23 protein-coding genes and 1 tRNA gene are annotated in these 20,722 nt (G+C 69.6%); 9 read left to right on the top strand and 15 right to left on the bottom strand.

The genetic code is table 11. The features are described 5' to 3' along the window. Positions 1-83 precede the first annotated feature (83 nt). The gene (locus tag OG417_RS02860) at positions 84-827 is read left to right on the top strand and encodes a M15 family metallopeptidase (RefSeq protein WP_329249288.1); all 744 of its coding nucleotides are present in this window, start codon (positions 84-86) and stop codon (positions 825-827) included. Positions 828-840: 13 nt separating this feature from the next. Here OG417_RS02860 and OG417_RS02855 read toward each other — a convergent pair whose 3' ends face one another. The 3 genes from OG417_RS02855 to OG417_RS02845 all read right to left on the bottom strand — a co-directional run bounded on the left by OG417_RS02855 (position 841) and on the right by OG417_RS02845 (position 3,111). Next, complete coding sequence (locus tag OG417_RS02855; RefSeq protein ID WP_329249285.1) at positions 841-1,008, bottom strand: hypothetical protein; 168 nt, start codon at positions 1,006-1,008, stop codon at positions 841-843. Positions 1,009-1,081: 73 nt separating this feature from the next. Beyond that, the gene (locus OG417_RS02850; RefSeq protein ID WP_329249282.1) at positions 1,082-1,861 is read right to left on the bottom strand and encodes a hypothetical protein; all 780 of its coding nucleotides are present in this window, start codon (positions 1,859-1,861) and stop codon (positions 1,082-1,084) included. A gap of 71 nt (positions 1,862-1,932) precedes the next feature. After that, complete coding sequence (locus OG417_RS02845) at positions 1,933-3,111, bottom strand: hypothetical protein (RefSeq protein WP_329249279.1); 1,179 nt, start codon at positions 3,109-3,111, stop codon at positions 1,933-1,935. A gap of 115 nt (positions 3,112-3,226) precedes the next feature. On the opposite strand from OG417_RS02845, the gene OG417_RS02840 reads away from it, so the two are divergent. After that, on the top strand, positions 3,227-3,562 hold the full coding sequence (locus OG417_RS02840; RefSeq protein ID WP_329249276.1) for a hypothetical protein: 336 nt from the start codon (positions 3,227-3,229) through the stop codon (positions 3,560-3,562). A gap of 25 nt (positions 3,563-3,587) precedes the next feature. On the opposite strand, the gene OG417_RS02835 is transcribed toward OG417_RS02840, so the two are convergent. After that, positions 3,588-4,496, bottom strand: coding sequence for a TIGR03620 family F420-dependent LLM class oxidoreductase (locus OG417_RS02835; RefSeq protein ID WP_329249272.1), 909 nt, complete (start codon positions 4,494-4,496; stop codon positions 3,588-3,590). A gap of 100 nt (positions 4,497-4,596) precedes the next feature. Between OG417_RS02835 and OG417_RS02830 the strand changes: the two genes are divergently transcribed. Together OG417_RS02830 and OG417_RS02825 are read left to right on the top strand one after the other, a co-directional pair. Further along, positions 4,597-4,685 (top strand) — tRNA-Ser (locus OG417_RS02830). 539 nt (positions 4,686-5,224) lie between these two features. Then, positions 5,225-5,515: an ATP-binding protein gene (locus tag OG417_RS02825; RefSeq protein ID WP_329249269.1), complete on the top strand. Its 291-nt coding sequence runs from the start codon at positions 5,225-5,227 to the stop codon at positions 5,513-5,515. An 85-nt stretch (positions 5,516-5,600) separates the two neighbouring features. On the opposite strand, the gene OG417_RS02820 is transcribed toward OG417_RS02825, so the two are convergent. After that, positions 5,601-6,011 (bottom strand): ester cyclase, encoded by a 411-nt coding sequence (locus tag OG417_RS02820; RefSeq protein WP_329249264.1) that lies wholly within the window; start codon positions 6,009-6,011, stop codon positions 5,601-5,603. Positions 6,012-6,403: 392 nt separating this feature from the next. Between OG417_RS02820 and OG417_RS02815 the strand changes: the two genes are divergently transcribed. Next, positions 6,404-6,937 (top strand): AAA family ATPase, encoded by a 534-nt coding sequence (locus OG417_RS02815; RefSeq protein WP_329249261.1) that lies wholly within the window; start codon positions 6,404-6,406, stop codon positions 6,935-6,937. Positions 6,938-7,122: 185 nt separating this feature from the next. Here OG417_RS02815 and OG417_RS02810 read toward each other — a convergent pair whose 3' ends face one another. Next, complete coding sequence (locus tag OG417_RS02810) at positions 7,123-7,647, bottom strand: ArsR family transcriptional regulator (protein ID WP_329249258.1); 525 nt, start codon at positions 7,645-7,647, stop codon at positions 7,123-7,125. 85 nt (positions 7,648-7,732) lie between these two features. Between OG417_RS02810 and OG417_RS02805 the strand changes: the two genes are divergently transcribed. Continuing rightward, positions 7,733-8,968, top strand: coding sequence for a serine hydrolase domain-containing protein (locus OG417_RS02805; protein WP_329249256.1), 1,236 nt, complete (start codon positions 7,733-7,735; stop codon positions 8,966-8,968). Here OG417_RS02805 and OG417_RS02800 read toward each other — a convergent pair. Then, a complete protein-coding gene (locus OG417_RS02800) occupies positions 8,965-9,423 on the bottom strand; it encodes a hypothetical protein (protein WP_329249253.1) in 459 nt (152 codons plus the stop codon). The genes OG417_RS02805 and OG417_RS02800 overlap by 4 nt on opposite strands. A gap of 89 nt (positions 9,424-9,512) precedes the next feature. On the opposite strand from OG417_RS02800, the gene OG417_RS02795 reads away from it, so the two are divergent. After that, positions 9,513-10,133, top strand: coding sequence for a TetR/AcrR family transcriptional regulator (locus tag OG417_RS02795; protein WP_329249250.1), 621 nt, complete (start codon positions 9,513-9,515; stop codon positions 10,131-10,133). On the opposite strand, the gene OG417_RS02790 is transcribed toward OG417_RS02795, so the two are convergent. Then, positions 10,130-11,920 (bottom strand): MinD/ParA family ATP-binding protein, encoded by a 1,791-nt coding sequence (locus OG417_RS02790; RefSeq protein WP_329249247.1) that lies wholly within the window; start codon positions 11,918-11,920, stop codon positions 10,130-10,132. The genes OG417_RS02795 and OG417_RS02790 overlap by 4 nt on opposite strands. Positions 11,921-12,108: 188 nt before the next feature. Between OG417_RS02790 and OG417_RS02785 the strand changes: the two genes are divergently transcribed. Both OG417_RS02785 and OG417_RS02780 read left to right on the top strand, forming a co-directional pair. Further along, on the top strand, positions 12,109-13,074 hold the full coding sequence (locus OG417_RS02785; RefSeq protein ID WP_329249244.1) for an NAD(P)H-quinone oxidoreductase: 966 nt from the start codon (positions 12,109-12,111) through the stop codon (positions 13,072-13,074). A 6-nt stretch (positions 13,075-13,080) separates the two neighbouring features. Continuing rightward, entirely contained in the window at positions 13,081-13,605 is a 525-nt protein-coding gene (locus OG417_RS02780; RefSeq protein WP_329249242.1) for a bacterial proteasome activator family protein, read from the top strand. Here OG417_RS02780 and OG417_RS02775 read toward each other — a convergent pair. The 7 genes from OG417_RS02775 to OG417_RS02745 form a co-directional block, all read right to left on the bottom strand. Further along, positions 13,600-14,403: an HAD family hydrolase gene (locus OG417_RS02775; RefSeq protein WP_329249240.1), complete on the bottom strand. Its 804-nt coding sequence runs from the start codon at positions 14,401-14,403 to the stop codon at positions 13,600-13,602. The two genes, OG417_RS02780 and OG417_RS02775, sit on opposite strands and share 6 nt — an antisense overlap. After that, positions 14,400-15,659: a serine--tRNA ligase gene (gene serS, locus OG417_RS02770; RefSeq protein ID WP_329249237.1), complete on the bottom strand. Its 1,260-nt coding sequence runs from the start codon at positions 15,657-15,659 to the stop codon at positions 14,400-14,402. Before serS ends, OG417_RS02775 begins: the two co-directional genes overlap by 4 nt. A gap of 60 nt (positions 15,660-15,719) precedes the next feature. After that, entirely contained in the window at positions 15,720-17,102 is a 1,383-nt protein-coding gene (locus tag OG417_RS02765) for a hypothetical protein (RefSeq protein ID WP_329249235.1), read from the bottom strand. A 130-nt stretch (positions 17,103-17,232) separates the two neighbouring features. Then, positions 17,233-17,772 (bottom strand): hypothetical protein, encoded by a 540-nt coding sequence (locus OG417_RS02760; RefSeq protein WP_329249232.1) that lies wholly within the window; start codon positions 17,770-17,772, stop codon positions 17,233-17,235. 74 nt (positions 17,773-17,846) lie between these two features. Beyond that, the gene (gene pheA / locus OG417_RS02755; protein ID WP_329249229.1) at positions 17,847-18,812 is read right to left on the bottom strand and encodes a prephenate dehydratase; all 966 of its coding nucleotides are present in this window, start codon (positions 18,810-18,812) and stop codon (positions 17,847-17,849) included. A 122-nt stretch (positions 18,813-18,934) separates the two neighbouring features. Further along, positions 18,935-19,390 carry a DUF4446 family protein gene (locus OG417_RS02750; RefSeq protein ID WP_329249226.1) on the bottom strand — a complete coding sequence of 152 codons (456 nt, stop codon included), beginning with the start codon at positions 19,388-19,390 and terminating at the stop codon, positions 18,935-18,937. Further along, positions 19,387-20,625 (bottom strand): glycosyltransferase 87 family protein, encoded by a 1,239-nt coding sequence (locus OG417_RS02745; RefSeq protein ID WP_329249224.1) that lies wholly within the window; start codon positions 20,623-20,625, stop codon positions 19,387-19,389. Before OG417_RS02745 ends, OG417_RS02750 begins: the two co-directional genes overlap by 4 nt. Between the last annotated feature and the right edge of the window lie 97 nt (positions 20,626-20,722).

The following is a 20,722-nucleotide window of genomic DNA, read 5'->3' as shown; positions in this document are numbered from 1 at the left end:
TCCTCTGTCCGCCGGACATGGCAGCCACATCGTCCCGCATGAAGGTGTCCGAAGCACGGCTTCAAACGTGTAATCCTTCGAAGATGAGACGCGCGACTCTCGGAATCCTCGCGACCGGACTCTGCGTGACGCTCTCGTCGGCCTGCGGGGGCGGCGGGTCCGGCGCCGCGGCGTCCCCGCCGGCGGCGGCCGCCTCGACGGCGCCGTCGACGCCCGCGTCCGCCTCGCCCTCACCGTCGAAGGCCTCGCCGACCGGTCCCCGGCCGTTCTCCGCCAAGATCAGCAAGGTAACCCGCGCGACGGTGAAGCACTCCTGGCACTCGGGCTGCCCCGTCGGCCTCGGCGACCTGCGGCTGATCACGATGACGTACTGGGGCATGGACAAAAAGCCCCACGAGGGCGAGATGGTCGTCAACGAAGACGTCGCCGGCAAGATCGTGAAGGTCTTCCACAAGCTGTACGACGAGCGCTACCCGATCCGGCGCATGGAGCTCGTGGACAAGTACGGCGGCAGCGACTTCAAGTCGATCGAGGCCGACAACACCTCGGCGTTCAACTGCCGCAACGCCACGGGCGCGAGCTCGTGGTCACAGCACGCGTACGGGCACGCGGTCGACCTCAACACCTGCGAGAACCCCTACGTGCACTCCAACGGTCACATCGAGCACCCGCGGTGCGTGAAGTACGGCAACCGCAAGCGCCACGACCCGGGGCTCATCCACGCGGGTGACAAGGTCGTGAAGGCGTTCCGCTCGATCGGCTGGGGGTGGGGCGGAAGCTGGGGCGGCCCGTGGGACTTCCAGCACTTCTCCGCCACCGGGCACTGAGCGGCGCCCGTATCTAGACGACGAGCACGGCGATCACCGCGACGATGACCACGACGCCGATGACCAGGCCGACGATCAATCCGGTGTTGGGGCCCTGCTTCGCGGCCTCACCTCCGCCGCGGTTGGCGAAGGCCCGGAACTGCTGCGTGCTCGCTGCGGGATCCTGTTCGTTTCTCGCCATGCACCGACAGACTAGTAGAGGAAAGCAGAGCGTGATCGGACTTTCCCGGAACGTCCTCTCCGGTACGCCGGGCCTACGGGGAGATCGCGGCGCAGCCGGACTCGTCGGGTAGCAACGGTCGGAAGACCACCGAATAGATGCGGGAACCACTACGCCAGTAGGTGCCGGATGGCGCCGATGCGGCCAGCCGCGCGGCGGCTTCGGCCTCGGTCCCGTTGAAAAGCGTGCAGGTCGCGTGTTGGCTCGCCGGGAGCGGCCGCAGCGTCCACGGCACGGTCTGGTGCGTCGGCGCGAGTGCGGTCTCCTGAGGTCGCCACGCGATGACCGCCATCTGGGCCGGCCGGTAGGTCACGGGCGGGCGTAGGAGGTCACCGCGCGACAGGGACCGCAGGCCGTCGATGAGCCGGTTGATCATCCAGACGCGCACGCCCCGGGCACCCGGCTGCACGGTTGTGACCTTGTGACGCCCTCCGGCGAGGAGCGTGAGTACGGTGGGTCCGGCGTCGAGGATCTGTTCGCCGCTGTGGAGGGTACGCGAGACGGACAGCCCCGCGAGGCGGGCGTCACGGTAGACGCGGCGGTAGGCCATATGCGTGAGCCGCTGGTCCTTCACGACCTGACGGTCGGGCAGCGTGGTGATCACGCGCCCGTCGCCGTAGACGGAGATGTCGGGCACCGGCCGGTCGACCGGCGAACCCATGCCCTTGACGAACACGATCCGCAGTGTGAGCGCCTGGGGATCACCTGGCGGGTCGGGTGTCCACCACGTGTAGTGATGACCGATGAGCAGGACGCTCACGGCCATGAGACCGGCGAGGGCGCCGGGCACGAGCAGCCGTCGCGTCCGGATCACACGGCCTTGGACGACGCGACGGCTGCCTCGGTTCCCCGTTCGGTCGGATCGCGCGGGCAGGTGGGGAAGGGCTACTTGCGGCTGGCCCACAGAGGATGCTTGTCCTGGTAGACCACCAGGTTGCCGTCGTCCTGCACCGCCAGGGTCGCGCCCGGGTGGCCGCCCGTGTTCGAGCTCCACAGCGGCTTGGTGCCCGCGTAGACGACGAAGTTGCCGTCCGTCTGCATGAGGGCGTACACGCCCGAGCCCTTGGTGGCGGTGCTCCAGATCGGCGTCCTGCCGTCCTTGTACAGCACGACGTTGCCGTCGGTCTGCGCCTGGAGCGAGTACACGCCGTTCGGCGAGCGGACCTCGTTGCCCGTGGTCAGCTTCTGGCCGGGCTGCAGGCCGCCGATGGCCATGTGCCGCGACCATAGCGCCTTGTGGCCGGTGCCGTAGATGACCAGGTTGCCGTCGTTCTGCACCTCAAGGTGCGCGCCGGAGTGGCTCGAGGTGTTGCTGTGCCAGAGCGGCGACTTGTCCTTGCCGTAGACGACCAGGTTTCCGTCGGTCTGCATGACCGTGTACGCGCCCGGGTGGCGGCTCGTCTCGGTGCTCCAGAGCGGGGTCTTGCCCCGGTAGAGGACGAGGTTGCCGTCGGTCTGCTGGAGCAGCTGGTAGTCACCGTTCATCGACCGGACGGCCTGGCCCTTCGACAGGACGTACCCCGGCTGGAGGCTGCCCAGCGAGACGTGCCGCGACCAGAGTGCCTTCTTGGCCGTGCTGTAGATCACCAGGTTGCCGTCGTCCTGTACGAGGAGCGACGCGCCCGGGTGCTTGCCGGTGTTGCTGGACCACAGGGCCTTCTTCGCGCTGTCGTACACGACCAGGTTGCCGTCGGTCTGCATGGCCGCGTACGCGCCCGGGTGGCGGCCCGTCCCGGTGGACCACAGTGCCTTCTTGCCCTGGTAGAGCACCAGGTTGCCGTCCTTTTGCAGGACGAGTCCGTACTTGCCGTTCGCGGAGCGGACCCACGCGCCGACCTTGAAGACGTGGCCGGGCTTGACGAGGCCCGTGGCGGCGCTGCTCTTGGACCGCAGATCGCTCTTCGGCGCGCCGGCGGGTGCGGCGGCGGTGTTCGCGCTCGGCTGCGCGGCGGTGGCCGCGGCCTTCTTCGGCGCAGGCTTGGAGTCGCCGGTGGCGGCCCACGCGCCGACCGACAGTGTGGTCACGGCGGCGGCCACACCGGCCGCGACCGCGATGGTCTTCATCCGCTTCACTGGGTGTGCTCCCCCTGTTTCGGACTGGATGATGAGAAACGTAGGGGAGGCCTCTCCGAAAGCCGCCATGCTTCATCAAGCCTGGAAATGTCGTAGCGTCCGGGGAATGGGGCAATGGGCGCTGCGCGCGGAGACCGCGAGCGGCCGGTCGTACGACGCGCCCAGCGAGGCGCTGCTGTTCCGGCTGCTCGGCGAGCTGGGACCGGGCAACCAGTTCCTCGTCGTGGATCGGGTCGACGTCCCCGGCGGACAGCACTACATGCAGGTGTACCGCGAGGTCGACGCGACGTACGTCATCGAGTACCGCGAGGGGGCGCCCGAGCGCCACTTCGAGGCGGTCACTACCGACCTGCGTACGGCACTCGCCGTGCTCATCGGCTGGGCCGCAGGCGCACACGGGTGGCGCGACGCGTGCGAGTGGCGGCAGTGGCCGATGCCCTGACCTCGTACGCTTTTTGTACGGCGTCTCAGGTCGTCAGCACCGGAGCCAGCAGGCGCAGGTGCTCGGCCTGCTCATCGAGCGTGGCGGCGATCGGCTGGACGCAGACGTGGTCGGCGCCGGCGTCGTGGTGGGCCCGGACCCGCTCCGCGAGAGCGTCCGGGTCGCCCGACGGCACGATCGCGTCGAGCAGCGCGTCACTGCCGCCGCCGTCGAGATCGGCCTCGGAGAAGCCCAGCTCCCGCAGGTGGTTACGGTAGTTCGGCAGGCGCAGGTAGCGCGCGGCGTACTCGCGCGCGGCGGCGCGGGCCGCCTCCGCGTCCGTACCGACCACGACGGCCTGCTCCACCGCGAGGATCGCGTCCTCGCCGAGCACCTCCCGGGCGCGTGCCGTGTGCGCGGGCGTCGTGAAGTAGGTGTGCGCGCCCTGCGCGTGCGTCCGCGCGAGCTCGAGCATCCGGGGACGCAGCGCCGCGAGCACGCGCGGCACGGCCACCGGCAGGGCCGACTCCGCGGAGTCCATGGCGTCGAGGTAGGAACGCATCGTCGCCACCGGCCGCCCGTAGTCATGCCCACGCGAGGTCACCGACGGGGCATGGCTGACACCCAGCCCCAGCACGAACCGGTCCGGCCACGCGTCGTCCAGCGTCGCCGCCCCGTTGGCGGCCGCGACCGCGTCACGCCCGTAGATGTTCGCGATGCCCGTCGCCACCAGCATCCGCTCCGTCCACGACAGCACCGTCGCGGCATGCGTGAACGCCTCCTTGCCCCGCGGCGTCTCACCGAACCAGAACGCGCAGTAGCCGAGCTGCTCGATCGCCACCACCACCCGGCGCTCCACCTCGGCCGGCGCCTCGGAGGCCGAGACCATCCAGACGCCCACCCGGCCCAGCCGATGCTTCACCGCACCGACGTCCACGGACACGCCCTCGGCCATCACGCACCACCCCTCCACCGGTGACCATGCCCATTCACCGGACCACCTCACACCGGGAGGACGCGTCGATGCGGCCGGACCGCTATCGTGGACCTCGCTTGGAGGGTTCGCATAGTGGACTAGTGCAGGCGCCTTGAAAGCGCCCAGGGCTGGTGACAGTCCTCGTGGGTTCGAATCCCACACCCTCCGCGAGTCGGCCGACCCTGCTCGCCGGTCCTTCGGTCGGCTTCGCCTTGGGCTCGCTCATGTCTGCCCGGGGGGCCGACCCCCCGGACCCCCACGATTGACGGTTTTCCACCGTCAGCCCCGCTTCTGCGCCCGCTCGGCTCGCACGACGCACGCCGGCCGACCCTGCTCACCGGTCCTTCGGTCGGCTTCGCCTCGGGATCGCTCATGTCTGCCCGGGGGGCCGACCCCCCGGACCCCCACGATTGACGGTTTTCCACCGTCAGCCCCGCTTCTGCGCCCGCTCGGCTCGCACGACGCACGCCGGCCGACCCTGCTCACCGGTCCTTCGGTCGGCTTCGCCTCGGGATCGCTCATGTCTGCCCGGGGGGCCGAGCCCCCCGGACCCCCACGATTGACGGTTTCCCACCGTCAGCCCCGCTTCTGTGCCCGCTCGGCTCGCACGACGCACGCCGGCCGACCCTGCTCACCGGTCCTTCGGAACGGCTTCGCCTCGGGATCGCTCATGTCTGCCCGGGGGCCGACCCCCCGGACCCCCACAATTGACGGCTTCCCACCGCCACCCCCGCTCCTGTGCCTGCGTTCTGGCTGCCAAGCTAGTCAACGATCTCGTCGAGGCCGCCGACGAACTACAGCTCAACAAGACCATCACCCGCTACAGGCGCGTTGACCTGCTCTGCATTGACGAACTGGGATACATGGAACTCGACAAACGCGGCACTAACCTGCTCTCCCAGGTGTTGTCCGAGCGCGAGGAGAGGGCCAGCGTCGCCATCGCCTCCAACGAGAGCTTCGGCAAAGCGCACATGTTCCCGCGAACATGTGCGAGGTGACGCTCGAAATATCACAGGTTTTTGGCGAGAGCAGATTCGGAATCGCGTCGGTGACAGCGTGAACTCCTGCCACGCCGACGCCTGGCTAATCGCGTTCTGGCGTTGCTCGAAGCTGGCTCAGCATTCCCAGCATGTTCAGCTGCCCGAGGTGCCGGGCGATTTTCCCGTCGATGAAGTGGTCGATGTGGATGACGCCGGCTGAGACGTCTCTGCCGGTCGGGGCGATCTCGTGGAACACGCCGGTGTGCGTGCCTTGGAACCGGCAGCGGGTTACCACCGCGTTGGCGCCGATCACGTACTCGTCGATGATGTGGTGCCCGTCCGGGAAGCCTTGGTGGAACATCTCCAGCTGTTGACGCCAGGCAGGGAGTTCCATCGGCGAGCTATCGCTCACTTGTGCCACGAAGTCGGGCGTCACCAGCCGCTCGACCGTGTTCCAGTCCTGGGAGTCGATGGCCGTATAGAACTCACGTGCCGTCGCTTGTAGTTTCTCCATGGTTTGATTATCGCAAAATGACGAGACAACAAGTTCCCAGCAAACAGCGCGAATCACTCAGGACGAACATGAGCCAGCCCCAGATGGCTGGACCAAGACCTTCACCGAACCCCGCCTTTGTGCCTCCATCGTTGACCGGCTCACCTTCAACGCCACCATCAACGACACCGGCGCCGACTCCTACCGGCTCGCCCAGACCCGCGCTCGCCAAGCCGCCGAACACGCCTGACCGCCACCCCGAAAGCACCAGACCGCCGAGCCAACGCCGCACCGCCACGAACGCCGTCATCGACGCCTGGAGCCAACCAGCGTGGGCGCTCGTCCTTGGCCGGATACCAGCTGGCCGTTGGCAACTCGACCAGACCAACACCCCGGCGGATAGCCTCCTCTGCATGGCCGTGCCCGCGAAATCAGACGATCCCATCGGGCCGCTCCTGGCACCCAGGCCCGGCGTCGTCGTCATGATGTGCGGTCTGGCCGGATCGGGTAAGACCACCTACGCGCGTCGCCTGGAAGCCCGGGGCTACAGACGTTTGTCGGTCGATGAGATCATCTGGCGGCGTATCGGCCACGACGCCGCGCTGCTCGACCCCACCGAGTACGAACATCACCAGGCCACCGCCGACCAAGAGCTCCAGGAAGAACTCATCCGGCTCATGGCTGCCGGACAGCCCGTCGTCCTGGACAAGAGCTTTTGGAGCCGAGCCACCCGCGACAGTTACAAGGCCCTGATCGAAGAACACGGCAGCACCTGGATACTCGTCTATCTCCAGGCCGACCCCGACACCCTCCGACGGCGCCTCGCCATCCGCAACACTCAAGACGGCCCGAGCAGCGTCACCGTTTCCCCCGAGCTCCTCGACCGCTACCTCATGAGCTTCGAAGAACCCCGAGGCGAAGGCGAACACACCATCCTTCAAGCCTGAAAGACGGTCCACGCGCGGGCGAAAACATCGAGCCGACCGACCGCCGGTCAATGCGCAAGCCGGCCCAGCTCGCCGGCCCATCGGACCCTGGCTCGGCTCATGTCCGCCCGGGCGACCCCGCACCCCCACGGCGGCTCCCGCGATGTAGGCGTTGGCTCTCGCGACGTACGTCCGGTCGTTCGGCTTTAGCGGTGGCAGATGGTCAGGATGACCAGGAGGGGGATGACGCGTTCCGGGGGGACCGTGTATTGGCCGCGTGTTGTGGAGCGTAGCCAGCCGGCGGAGACCAGTTGGCGTAGGTGGTGGTACAGCTGGCCGGTGGTGCCCAGTTGTTCGTGGTTGCCGAGTTCGGCGGTGGTGCGGGCGCCGCCGAGGATCTCTCGCAGGAGCAGCAGGCGGATGGGGTGGGCCAGCGCCGCGAGTGTCGTACCGGCGTCGGTCCAGTCGCTGTCCAAGATCGCGCCGGTGGCCAGGCCCTCTTGCCAGGAGTAGTGCTCGCCGGTGGGCAGCGTGACCGAGCCGACGAACAGGACCGCTCCCGGGTCGGGGATTCGTTCCTTGAGGCCGTCGAGGGCCCAGAACCGGTCCGAGCCCGCATCGGGAGTGGACACGGGAGCGGCGTTGGCGGACTCCAGCGCCGCCACCCGCTCTTCCAGCCGGGCCAGCCGTTCGGCGAGACCCGGCTCCGCTCCCGCGTCGTCATCTGCCATGCGGTCATTATCTCGGCCCATAGACGTCGCGATCACGCCACCCCTACGGTTTGACGAAATTACGTAGTTCCGTAATCCTCGGTGCATGCTGACCAAGAAGTCGCGCCGTACCTGGCGCACGTTCGTTGGGGCCGTGCTGATGAGCGGCCTGGCGCTTCCCGCTCTGACCTCGTCCCCAGCGGTCGCGGCCACGGCCGGGTTGCAGCGGTCGCTCGACGCCGTTCACGCGGCCGGCATGCCCGGTGTCTACGCCGCCGTACGCGACGGCGGGCGGACCTGGAAGGGTGCGTCCGGGGTCGCGGACACGAGCACCGGGCGGCCCGTCACGCCGGACTCACGGCACCGCATCGGCAGCATCACCAAGACGCTCACCGCCACCGCCGTTCTCCAGCAGGTCGCGCAGGGCAGGATCGCGCTGGACGCGCCGATCGGGCGGTACCTGCCCGATCTCGTACCGGGCGAGCGCGGCCGGCAGATCACCGTACGGATGCTGCTGAACCACACGAGTGGCATCAACGACTACGACGACGCGGTGTTCGCCTCGCTGGGCCAGGGGTCGACGGCAGACCTCGATCGCTACCGGTTCCACACCTTCCGGCCCGAGGAGCTGGTGAGAATCGGGATGAACCGGCCGGCCACGAACGAGCCAGGCGCGAAGTGGGCCTACTCGAACACCAACTACGTCCTGGCCGGGTTGCTGCTGGAGAAGGTCACCGGGCGGCCCGCCGCCACCTACATCACCGAGCACGTGATCCGCCCGGCCGGGATGCGTCACACCTACTTCCCCGGCACGAACCCCTACATCGCCGGTCCGCACTCCAAGGCGTACTACCCGCTGTACGGCCTGGTGGATCCGCCGGGCGAGTACAGCGTCTACAACATGAGCTCGGCCTCCACGGCGGGTGAGGTCGTCTCGACCATGGCCGATCTCGACGCCTTCTACGCCGCGTTGCTCGGCGGACGGCTGGTCCCGGCGGCCGAGCTCGCCGAGATGGAGCGCACGGTGCCGATGCTCGATGCCTCCGGCGCTCATGTCGGCGACTATGGTCTCGCCCTGTTCCGGCTCGACCTTCCCTGCGGCCGGGTCTGGGGGCACGACGGCGCGGTGTTCGGCATGGAGACGATGGCGCTCAGCAGCGCGGACGGCCGGCGCCAGCTCGCGTACGGGCTGAACGAGAGCACGTACCAGCACCTCAAGGCCGATGGGACGCTGGAGGAGAGTCCGATCGACGACGCGCTCGGGGCGTTCATCCTCGGCGCGATGTGCCCCGGTGGCTCATCGGACACATCCGCGCACCCGCTCCGCCTGCCGAAACTCTAGGCGCGGCGCAGGAGGAACGCGACGACGCCCGCGACGGCCGGCAGGATCGCCAGCACGCCCCACAGCGGCGGGAAGATCCGTTCGCCGTACTCCGAGGACACGAGCAGGAGTACGGCGAGGCCGGCGGAGACCACGATCCCGGTCACGGTCAGGACCGGCGCCGACCTGCGGTGGGAGCGCGCGGCGCGCAGCACGAGCAGCCACAGCAGGGCGTCGATGACGGCGACGGAGTACACGAGGCCGTAGAGCAGGCCCGCGGACGGCCGCTTGCCGGATGACGCGTACACGGCGGCGGCGTGGTCGACAAGGGTGCGACCGCCGGACTGGTCGACGATCGCCGCCGCCGCGAGGACGACCGACAGGGCCATCGCGGCCGCCACGGCGTAGCCGGTGGAGCGCCGGCCGCCGGCCGCCGCCGTCGGAATACCGGATTTTTCAGATAGTGACTGTCTCATGCGAGTGACTGTACGAAGGCATGAAGCAGCGAGTCAATTGCTAAAGAGAGTCACTTGCTGAAGGGTGTGACTGTCTATAACCTCGGTGGATGGCATCCGGTCTGCGGGAACGCCGGCGAGTCAAGGCCAGGCGCACCATCCAGGAGCGGGCACTCGACCTGTTCGACGAGCGCGGGTTCGACGCGGTGACGATCGAGGAGATCGCCGCCGCGGCGGAGGTGTCGCCGTCGTCGGTCTACCGCTACTTCGGCACCAAGGAAGGGCTCCTCGTCGCCGACGAGTTCGACAGCATGAGCCAGGAGGCGCTGGAGGAGATCCTGGATCTCAACGATCCCGTCGGCAGCCTGCTGCGGATCGTGCGCGCGTACGAGGCGACGCCGGAGGAGACGTCCGGGGCTCAGGACACGCCGCGGTCGCAGGCCGAGCGGAGCCCCTGGCGCCGGGTGCGCTACTTCTTCCAGGAGCCGTCGGTGCGCATGGCCGCGTGCGCCGCGCTCGACCGGGCGAGCCAGCGCATCGCCCCGATGCTGGCCGGCCGCGGCGACGTGACCGAGACCCAGGCGCGCGTGACGGCGAACGCGCTGGTGTTCGGTTACTTCGCCGCGCTGGAGCAGTGGTACCTCGACGGCGGTGTACGCCCGATCGCCGACTACGTCGAGGAGGGCATGGCGCCGCTACGCGCGATCTGGTCGCCCCCGCCCGCCCCCTAGCGCGGCCAGGCGAAGCCGTCGCCCACCGTCGCGGCCAGGACCAGGTAGGCGTCCTGGGTGGCGGCGGAGAGCTGGTCGAGTTCTACTTCGGCGCCTTCCTCCAGGTGAGGGTCGTACGGGATGCGGACGACCGCTCGGCAGCGGCTTTCGAAGTGGGCCTGGAGCCGGTCCAGGTCGACCGTGCTGCGGCTGCGGGAACGCACCATCGACAGCACCACGACGCCGTTGCGTACGAGGTCGCCGTAGTGGTGGGCCTCCAGCCAGTCGAGCGTCGCCGAGGCCGAGCGTGCGCCGTCGACGGACGGCGAGCTGACCAGCACCAGCTGGTTCGCCAGGCCCAGCACGCCCGCCATCGCCGAGTGCAGCAGGCCGGTGCCGCAGTCGGTCAGGCAGATCGAGTAGAAGTGCTCCAGCACGTGGGCGACGGTGCGGTAGTCGTCCTCGCTGAACGCCTCGGACACCGCCGGGTCGCGGTCGGAGGCCAGCACCTCCAGCCGTGAGGACGACTGCGACGTGTAGGCCCGCACGTCCGCGTACCGCTGGATCTGCTGATGCTCGTTCAGCAGGTCGCGTACGGTCGTGGCGGTCTCCAGGCGAACCTTGTCCGACAACGTGCCGCGGTCGGGGTTGGCGTCGACCGCGATGACCCGATCGCCACGCAGCGACGCCAGCGTCGAGCCGAGCCCGACGGTGGTCGTCGTCTTGCCGACGCCGCCCTTGAGGCTCATCACCGCCACGCGGTGATGACCGCCGGCGACGGGCGTGCGCGCACGCGCCAAGAGCTCGCGTTTGCGCAGCTCCTGCGGTGACTCGCCCGGGTGGATGACGCCGCCCGACGCCTTGTAGACCGCGCGTCGCCAGCCGCCCGCCGGCGCGTGCCGGCGGCCGCGCAGCAGCGTGTCGGCGCTCAGGCTGTCGGCGGTCTGGCCGGTCTCCGGCTGCGGGGCGTACGCGTCCGGCAGCGGGGCCAGCGGCGGGCCCTGCTCCCCGCCGGCCGCTGGACTGTACGGCTGCGGCGGCATGGCGTACGGCTGGTACGGGCCCTGCTCGGCCTCAGGCGGCGGACCGTACTGCTGCGGCTGAGCGTACGGCTGCTGGTACGGGCCCTGCTCGGCTTCCGGCGGCGGACCGTACTGCTGCTGTCCCTGGTACGGCGGCTGCTCAACGCCCGGGGGCGGTCCGTAGTACTGCTGCCCGGGGTAGCCCTGCTCCGGCGGCGGGCCGTACTGCGGCGGCGGGTACTGCACGTAGCCCTGGTAACCGCCCTCGGCGTAGTTGTCATAGCCGGAGTCCACCTGGGTGGCCTCGGCGGCCGGCAGGCGGCGATCGATGTAGTGGGTCCGCTCGCCCTCGTCCGTTTCGTACCGCTCCTCCGGCTCGGCGGGCGCGGGCTGGGGCTCGGGTTCCGCCGGCGGGGGCTCGGCGGCGTTCGCGCCGTTCACCGGCGGCATGCTCTCGTACGCCGCGGGCTGCTCGGGCGGCTGGTACGGCGGATGGGCGTACTCCGAACCCGGCGCGGGCATCCCGGGGAACTGCGGCGGCTGCTGCACCGCCCCGAAGTCCTGCGGGGGATAGCCGGGGAAGCCGAAGCCGTACGGTTGCGGCCCCTCCGCGGGCGGCTGAGCGGGGGCGTCCTGCGGGGCGGGGTACTGCGGGAAGGTCGGTGCGGGCGGCGTGTTCGTCCACGCGCCGGTGGACTCACCCTCATCCTCTTCGACCGCTTTGTCCTCGCCGGGCTTTTTCGCCCTATCCTCTTCGCTCGGCTTGACGGCGTCGCCGCCGCTCATCGCATCAAGGGACGCGAGTTGTTCTTCGAGAGAACGACCCGTTTTATCCTGATCATTTCGTGCCACTAGGTCCCCCTCGTGGACGCGCAGTGGATGAACCCGCAAAAAGACGCTCATCCGCAGCCTAAGCCACTGTAGGTACCGGCCCATACCGTGTCGCGTCACCATGCCCGACTAACGTGAGGCCCATGCATGCGATCGTGATCGAAAATCCGGGCGAGCCAGACGTATTGCGATGGACCGAGGTTCCTGATCCCGTCATCGGCCCAGGTGAGGTGCTGCTCGACATCGTCGCGGCCGGCGTCAATCGCGCCGACGTCTCCCAGCGAAAGGGTGCCTATCCCCCGCCGCCCGGCGCACCGGAGTATCCCGGACTGGAGGCCTCCGGGCGGATCGCGGCGCTGGGCGAGGGCGTCACCGGCTGGAAGGTCGGCGACGAGGTGTGCGCCCTCCTCGCCGGCGGCGGTTACGCCGAGCGGGTGGCCGTTCCCGCGGGGCAGCTGCTGCCCGTTCCCAAAGGCATGAGCCTGGTCGAGGCCGCGGGCCTGCCCGAGGTCGTGTGCACCGTATGGTCAAACGTCTTCATGCTGGCCGGACTCCGCGAAGGCGAGTCATTCCTGGTGCACGGCGGTTCTAGCGGAATCGGCACGATGGCCATCCAGCTCGCCAAGGCGCACGGCGCACGAGTGCTGTGCACCGCGGGCAGCGAGGAAAAGCTCCGGCGCTGCCGCGAGCTCGGCGCCGACATCGCCATCAACTACCGCACCGAGGATTTCGTCAAAGAAGCCCGGCCTGTCGATGTCATCCTGGACAACATGGGCGCCGAATATCTGGCGCGCAACGTGGAGACTCTGGGCACCGGAGGACGACTCATGATCATCGGCTTCCAGAGCGGCGCCCGGGCCGAGCTGAACCTCGGCAAGCTCATGAGCCGGCGCGCGTCGATACAGTCGACGGGGTTGCGGGCCCGCCCGCGCGAAGAGAAGGCGGAGATCGTCGCCTCGGTGCGCGAGCACGTGTGGCCGCTGCTGGAGTCGGGAGCCGTTCGCTCGATCACGGATCGGACGGTCCCGATGCACGATGCGGCCACCGCGCACCGCATCCTGGAAGAGAGCACACACATCGGCAAGATCCTCCTCACAGTGGGAAACTGAGGCTTCATGAACAATCCACTGAACAGCAACCAGGACCCGCATATCGTCGTCGTCGGCCAGAACGGCATGGCCACGGCCTCCGGTGAGGACGGTGAGTCCGAGGAGCGCTCGGTCGCCGAGATGGTCGAGCAGCCGGCCAAGGTCATGCGCATCGGCAGCATGATCCGGCAACTGCTCGAAGAGGTCCGGCAGGCGCCCCTCGACGAGGCCAGCCGCGCGCGGCTGGCCGAGATCCACCAGCGTTCGATCAAGGAGCTGGAGGACGGGCTCGCCCCGGAGCTGATCGAGGAGCTGGAGCGCATCGCGCTGCCGTTCACGACCGAGAACACCCCCAGCGAGGCCGAGCTGCGGGTCGCCCACGCGCAGCTCGTCGGCTGGCTCGAGGGACTGTTCCACGGCATTCAGACCACGTTGTTCGCCCAGCAGATGGCGGCCCGCGCCCAGCTGGAGCAGATGCGCCGCGCGCTGCCGCCGGGCGCCATCCCGCAGGAGGACAACGCCCCCGGCCGCACCTCCGGCCCGTACCTATAGTTCTTCGGGGAACAGCTTTTCGATGGTGCGGGCAACGCCGTCGTCGTCGTTGCCCGCCACCGTTCGGCTCACCGCCGACAGCACCTGTGGGTGGGCGTTGGCCACGGCGTACGACCGGCCTGCCCACAGGAGCATCGGCAGGTCGTTGGGCATGTCACCGAACGCCGCGACGTCGTCGGCGGCGATGCCGTGCTCCTCGCACAGCTCGGCGAGCGCGCTGGCCTTCGACACGCCCGGCGCGCTCATCTCGACGAGCCGCCGGCCGTTGGAGTGGGTCGGCAGCACGACCTCGCCCACCAGGTCGACGACGGCGGCGAGCAACGCGTCGGCGTCGAGCTCGGGGTGACGGGCCAGCAGCTTGGCGGCCGGCCGCGTCATCAGCTCTTCCAGGGCGATCGAGTCGTCGCGTTCGGCGTTGTCCCAGCCGGACAGCTCGTAGCCGCGCGCGTACTGGATGCCCTCCTCGTACTCCACCGCGAATCCCAGGTCGGGAAGGGCCGCGTTCAGCGTCTCGATCGCGGTCCGCAGCGCCTCGGGGGCCATCAGGTGTGAACGGATCACCCGCTCGTCGTGCAGGTCGTAGACCAGGGCGCCGTTGGCGCAGATCGCGACGCCGCGATGGCCCACGGCCTCGGCGACCGGGTGGATCCAGCGCGGCGGCCGGCCGGTGACCATGACCAGCATGGCCCCGGCCCGCTCCACCCTGGCGAACGCCTTGACGGTGCGCTCGGACACCGTGCCGTCGCTACGCACGGTCGTGCCGTCCAGGTCGGTCGCGATGAGGCGCGGAGGCGTCATTTCGCGACGGGCTCGAGCACTTCGCGACCGAGGAACCGCTGGAGTGCCTTGGGCACGCGCACCGAGCCGTCGGCCTGCTGGTGGTTCTCCAGGATCGCGACGATCCACCGGGTGGTGGCCAGCGTGCCGTTGAGTGTCGCCACCGGGCGCGTACGGCCGCCTTCGTCGCGGTAGCGCACCGACAGGCGGCGCGCCTGGAAGTCGGTGCAGTTGGAGGTCGAGGTCAGCTCGCGGTAGCGCTCCTGGGTCGGCACCCACGCCTCGCAGTCGTACTTGCGGGCCGCGCTCGTGCCCAGGTCGCCGCCCGCGGTGTCGATCACGCGGTAGGGCAGCTCGACCTTGGCGAGCATCTCCTTCTCCCACTCCAGCAGGCGCAGGTGCTCCTCGTGCGCGTCCGCCGGGTCGCAGTAGGAGAACATCTCCACCTTGTCGAACTGGTGCACCCGGATGATGCCGCGGGTGTCCTTGCCGTACGACCCGGCCTCGCGGCGGAAGCAGGAGGACCAGGCGACGTAGCGCCGCGGGAGATCGTTGATGATCTCGTTCATGTGGTAGCCGGCCAGGGGCACCTCGGAGGTGCCGACGAGGTAGAGGTCGTCCTGGGGCAGCTGGTAGACCTCGGCGGCGTGCGCGCCGAGGAAGCCGGTGCCCTCCATCGCCTCGGGCTTGACCAGCACGGGCGGCACCATCGCGGTGAACCCGTAGCCGATGGCCTGCTCCATGGCGAGGTTGAGCAGGGCGAGCTGGAGCTGGGCGCCGACGCCGGTCAGGTAGAAGAACCGGGCGCCGGAGACCTTGGCGCCGCGCTCGGTGTCGATCGCGCCGAGCGCCTCGCCGAGCTCCAGATGATCTTTGGGCTCGAAGGCGAAGGTCGGCGGGGTGCCGACGGTCTCCAGGACGACGTAGTCCTCTTCGCCGCCGGCCGGCGCGCCCTCCTCGACGATGTTCGGCACCGTGCGCAGGAGCTCGGTCAGCTCCTGCTCGAGCCGCTGCGCCTCGGCGTCGGCCTCCTTGACCTGCTGCGCGAGCTCCTTCGCCCGGTCGAGGAGCTTCTGGCGCTCGTCGCCCTGCGCCTTGGAGACCGACCGCCCGAACGACTTCTGCTCGGCCCGCAGCGACTCGAACGAGCTCAGCGCGGACCGCCGCCGCTCGTCCAGGTCGAGCAGCCGCTCGACGACGGTGTCGTCCTCACCCCGGGTGCGCTGGCTGACACGCAGCCGCTCCGGGTCGTCACGAAGGGTTCGCAGGTCGATCACAGGCACGAGGTTACCCGGACGACCTCGGCCTCCGCGCGCCGATAACCGCTCACGCGACGATCAACGTACGTCGACGTAGTCCCCGGAACCGGTCACGGCCAGGTACGAGGAACCGCCCGCGTACGTCGCCCGCCAGGTGCCGTCCTTGGCCGCCTTGAACCCGTGGGAGAAGTGCCCGGTGGAGCTCGTCTTCGCGGTCCCCTCGTACGTCCAGGTCGTGGCGCCCTTGGCCTGGAAGTAGATCTTCACGCTCTGACCGGAGAAGGCCTTCCACGCCGTCGTGTCACGCTTGAGCGTCCCGGCCACGGTGATCGTCTTGCCCTTGCTCACCGGCTCGGGCGAGGCGTTGAACGACGAGATCGCCGTCCGGTAGCGCACGTCCACGTAGTCGGAACCGCTCGTGGTGGGCAGTTCGCCGGCTCCGGGCATCTCGGTGGTGTCGACCCGCCAGTAGCCGTCGCGCACCGCCGGGGTGGTGATCTTGAAGTAGCCGTCGGCGTCCGGATCGACGCCGTACAGGTCCGTCCACGACTTGCCGTCGGCGGAGAACTGCAGCAGCGGCGAGCTCGTCCCCGGCTCGATGGACCCGTCCGCCCGGTACCGCACCACCCGGCCGGTGGCGGTGATCGTGTTGCCCTTGCCCACCGGCTCCGGCGCGGCGTTGAAACCGGTGATCGCCGTACGGTGGTTCGCGACCATGATGCCGGTGTCCGCCCTCGTGCCGAGATACGGGCCGTACCCGCTGCCCGACGACGGACCGCGGTCGTACAGGTAGGGCGTCTCCACGTGCCAGTAGCCCTCGCCGGGTACGGTCGCGGGCACGCTGTAGGAGCCGTCGGCGGCCGTAAGCCCCTGCGCGACCTGGGTGGCCGGATCGGCGCCGCCGGTGTTCGGCTGGAAGAAGACCTTCACCACCTGACCCGCGACGCCCGTCGTCCCTCCGTCCGGCATGGCCCGTTCGAGGCGCCCGGTGACGTTCACCGTCCCGCCGATCACGGACGGCGCCGGGTCAAATGACAGCGAGATCCGGGTCTTGGCGGGAAGCACGTGCAGAAAGACACCAGGAGTGACGAGGGCGCTCTGGTAGACCGCGGTCCCCTGGAAGCGCGCTCCCGCGTTGCCCTCGACCATCGTCGGATGCTCGCCGGTCGTCCCCAAGCGCACCGGGGCCGTGAACCGACCGTCCGCGTCGGTGTTCGTGTATCCGAGGCAGAACTCGTCCTTGCGCAGGCAGACACGCGCGTCCGGCAGGCCCTGCTCCGCGCCGTCGGTGTCGGTGTAGACGAGGCGGCCCGCGTACGTGACGGTGTCGTGGTCCACGTCGACCGTCGAGGGCGTCAGGGTGAACTCGCTGAAGTGTGTGGGGAGCAGGTCGGAGGCATGCGACGCGCTCGGGGTGAACAGTGCCGCCGCGACGACGGCGGCAGCGACGATTCCACGCACAGGTGATCTCCGGATCGATGGCCTGGGGGGCGGCAGGGCGTGCCGATGTGGCGCAAAGGAGACGCCCCATGATCATCGTGGGTTGGCCGCCCGGAGGCACGATTCGGTAACGGCGGACCGTGGGTAGGGGTCAGCAGGAACCGCTCGCGACCTCGACGGAGAGCTTCCAGTAGTAGTCGGGAGAGACCTTGCCCGCGGCCATGACCTGACCGGCCCTCGTGCCGGTGACCGTCATGCACACGGCGTGCCTGCCCCGGTCGCTGACGGCGTAGCGTTCGACGATCTCCTTCTGCCGGCGCGGATCCGCCGGGCCTCCCTGAGCCTGATCACGCGAGACGGAGAGCTCTCCGCGGTTGGCGTGCGCCGCGTCGGTGTGCTGCAGCTTGTCCTCGACGTACGAGGAGAAGAAGCCGCGGTCTTCGTCCCCCGCGTCCGCGAGCACGCCCTCCTCGCTCTCCAACGCCTGGGCGGCCTGCTCGGCGGCATTGTGTATCTCGCCACCGCTCCAGGAGTTCGCGCCCTGGGCGCGGATCAACTGGACGGTGCCGATCGCCAGGCACACCGCGGCGACGATGAAGAGGATCCGCGCAGCCCTCACGCCGACGCGGAAGGCCAGGACCGCCATGGCCACGGCCAGGAGCCCGACGAGTATCGGCCAGAAATAGCTCATGAGGTCGTCCTCGAATCTCCAGGCGGCCTGGGGGGGCACGGCGGCGGGGTGAGGAGCAGTCTGTCAGGGCCTGGCTACAGGTCGCGACCCGCGCGGATGGCGGACAGCCAGGCGGACGCCTCGGCGAAGTCGTCGTCGTGGGTGCCGCGGCGGATCTCCGGGCGCACCTCGTCGGCGCGCGGGTAGCTGCCGAGGAAGCGGATGTCGGCGCAGACACGGCGCAGGCCGACGAGCGCCTCGCCGACGCGGGCGTCCGCGACGTGGCCCTCGCAGTCGATCCAGAAGCGGTAGCGGCCGAAGCCGTCTCCGGTCGGCCGCGACTGGATCAGGGTCAGGTTGACGCCGCGCACCGCGAACTCGGTGAGGAACTCCAGCAGCGCGCCCGGGTGGTCGTGGGTGAGGTACGCCATCAGGGAGGTGCGGTCGGCACCGGTCGGGGCCGCGGGCGGGCCGGGGCGGCGTACGAGGACGAACCTCGTCACGGCGCCGGCGTGGTCGGCGATGCCCTCGGCGGCGGGGACGAGGCCGTAGCGCCGCCCGGCGATGGGGGCGGCGATCGCCGCGTCGAAGCCGGAGGTCGGGTCGGAGACCTCCATGGCGGCGCCGGCGGTGGAGGTGCCGGTCGACACGTCGGCGTCCGGCAGGGCCGCGGCGAGCCACTTGCGGCACTGGGCGTAGGCGTGCGGGTGGGTGCAGACGCGCTTGATGTCGCCCAGTGCGGTGCCGGGGCGTACGAGCAGCGAGAACTCCACGGGGAGCAGGACCTCGCCCGCGATGATCAGCGCGTCGCCGTCGGCGAGGTCGTCGACCGTGGTGGTGACCGGGCCCTCGACGGAGTTCTCCAGGGGGACCATCGCGGCGTCGGCGTCGCCGCGGCGTACGGCGTCCAGGGCCGCCGGGACGGTGGCGAACGGATCGCGGACCGCCTCGGCCGCCTCGGGCAGCGTGAGGAGGGCGGCCTCGGTGAAGGTGCCCTCGGGTCCGAAATAGGCGAACCGGCCGGCCGCCGTAGCGTCGTGACGTGGGTCGTGCTCGGTCACCAAGGTCCCCTCAGGCGTGATCCGGTCCGGTGTCATTCCAGGTTACGGGCTACCGAGGACCGGCATGAGCGGTTCGCCGACCGTGGGCGGTATGTCCCGGTACGGTCGCCGTGCGACGGGCTCTACGCGGGCGAGGAGGGCTGGCCGTTGACGCGGACGTCGAGCCGCTCGTCGAGGCGGATGGACGGGCCCCGGCCGAGCCGTGCCGCGCGGACGACGTGGTCTTCCTCCGGCGACAGGACCTGCTGGCTGCGCCCGCCCTGGATCACCCTGGCGTACGTGCGGGCCTCGGTGCGGCCGTTGATCGAGGTGAGCACGATGCCGTCGCCCAGGGCGTTGAGCATGGCCACGGAGAAGGACAGCCCGGCGGGGGACTCCTTCAGCGCGTCGTAGTGGACGATCGCGACGTCACGGATGGCACGGTTGTCGCCGGCGCCGGAGGTCACCTGGAGCTGACGGCGCATCATCTCCGCGCACTCCTCGAACGCCTGCACCGCGCGCTTGCGCGCGGTGAGGCCCGCGTAGAGGCCCAAGCCGCCGAGGATGATACCGATCAATGCCAGGGTGATATGGATCACGAATTGAGCGTACCCACCCTGGGCTCATTACGCGAGGTGTCCGTGCCGTCACTTTGCGAATTGATGGCGTGACGACGAACCCGCCACAACCCGACCAATAGCAACAACGCTCCCAGCCCGTACGCGTCCTGGACGATCCGGCCGAGGAAACGTGGCCCGATGTGGTGCGCCAGCATGGTGATCCCCCACCAGGGCACCTCGAGCACGTAGAAGAGCCAGACGCCGGCGCCCAGCACGACACGGCGCAGGTCGCGCCCGTCCCCGACGATCGCCCCGAGAACCACGACCAGCCACGCGAGGTGGTGGATCCACGAAACCGGCGAGACGAGCACGGCGATCAGCCCGGTGATCGCGATGCCGCGGATCTCGTCGCCGTCCCGCCAGGCGGCGCGGGCGGCGCGGAAGCCGAAGTACGCGACGATCGCGACGCAGACGAGCCAGATCAGCGAGGTCACGGCGTCCGGCCAGTACAGGCGCAGCAGCATGCCGCGGATCGACTGGTTGGTGGTGCCGTTGTTGGAGCCCAGCCGGTCGCTGTCGAACAGCGCGCGGAACCAGTAGTCCACCGAGTCGCCGGGCAGCACCAGGAAGGTCAGGAGCGTCGCCGCCACGGCCGCGACCGCGGCGTTGATCGCCTCGCGCCGGCGGCCGGTGACCAGGAAGTAGATCACGAACACCCCGGGCACCAGCTTGATCGCGGTGGCCAGCCCGACCAGGACGCCGCGCGGCCAGCGGGTGCGCCCGGGGGCGACATCGGCCACGCACATGGCCACGAGCATGATGTCGACCTGCCCGAACCGGACCTGGTCCCGCAGCGGCATGGCGTACGCGCAGAGCGCGACGAGCACCCCGACCGCGATCGGCGCCCACGGCCGGATCCGGCCGAGCAGCCGGGCGAAGGAGTAGCGCACCACCAGGGCCATGGCGACGAAGATCAACGCCGTCCACAGCCACTGCGCGGCGGTCCAGGGGACCAGGGCGAGCGGGACGGCCAGTAGCACCGCGAACGTCGGGTAGGTGAACGGGAGGAGCTGCGGCGGCTGGGTCAGGAAGTCATAGACCGGGCCCCCGCGAAGCACCGCTTGGCCGCCCGAGCGGTAGACGTCCAGATCGACGAGACGCTGGTCAGGCTGATTGGTCAGCCAGTGCAGAACGAGGGGCGCGACCGCGACGGCGGTAATGGCGATCGCCGTCGCGACGATCACCACCCCGCGTATCGTCCTTCGTCCACCCATGTGTCCATCCTGTCCCACGTCCGCGGCTAGCCTGGGGACGTCCCAGACATGGAGGTGATCGTGGCACAGCCGCGCGATGCGGGACGTAGCCACACAA

It is taken from the genome of Actinoallomurus sp. NBC_01490, from assembly GCF_036227085.1.
Classification (GTDB): Bacteria; Actinomycetota; Actinomycetes; order Streptosporangiales; family Streptosporangiaceae; genus Actinoallomurus; species Actinoallomurus oryzae.
This window is presented reverse-complemented; position numbering and strand designations above follow the sequence as displayed.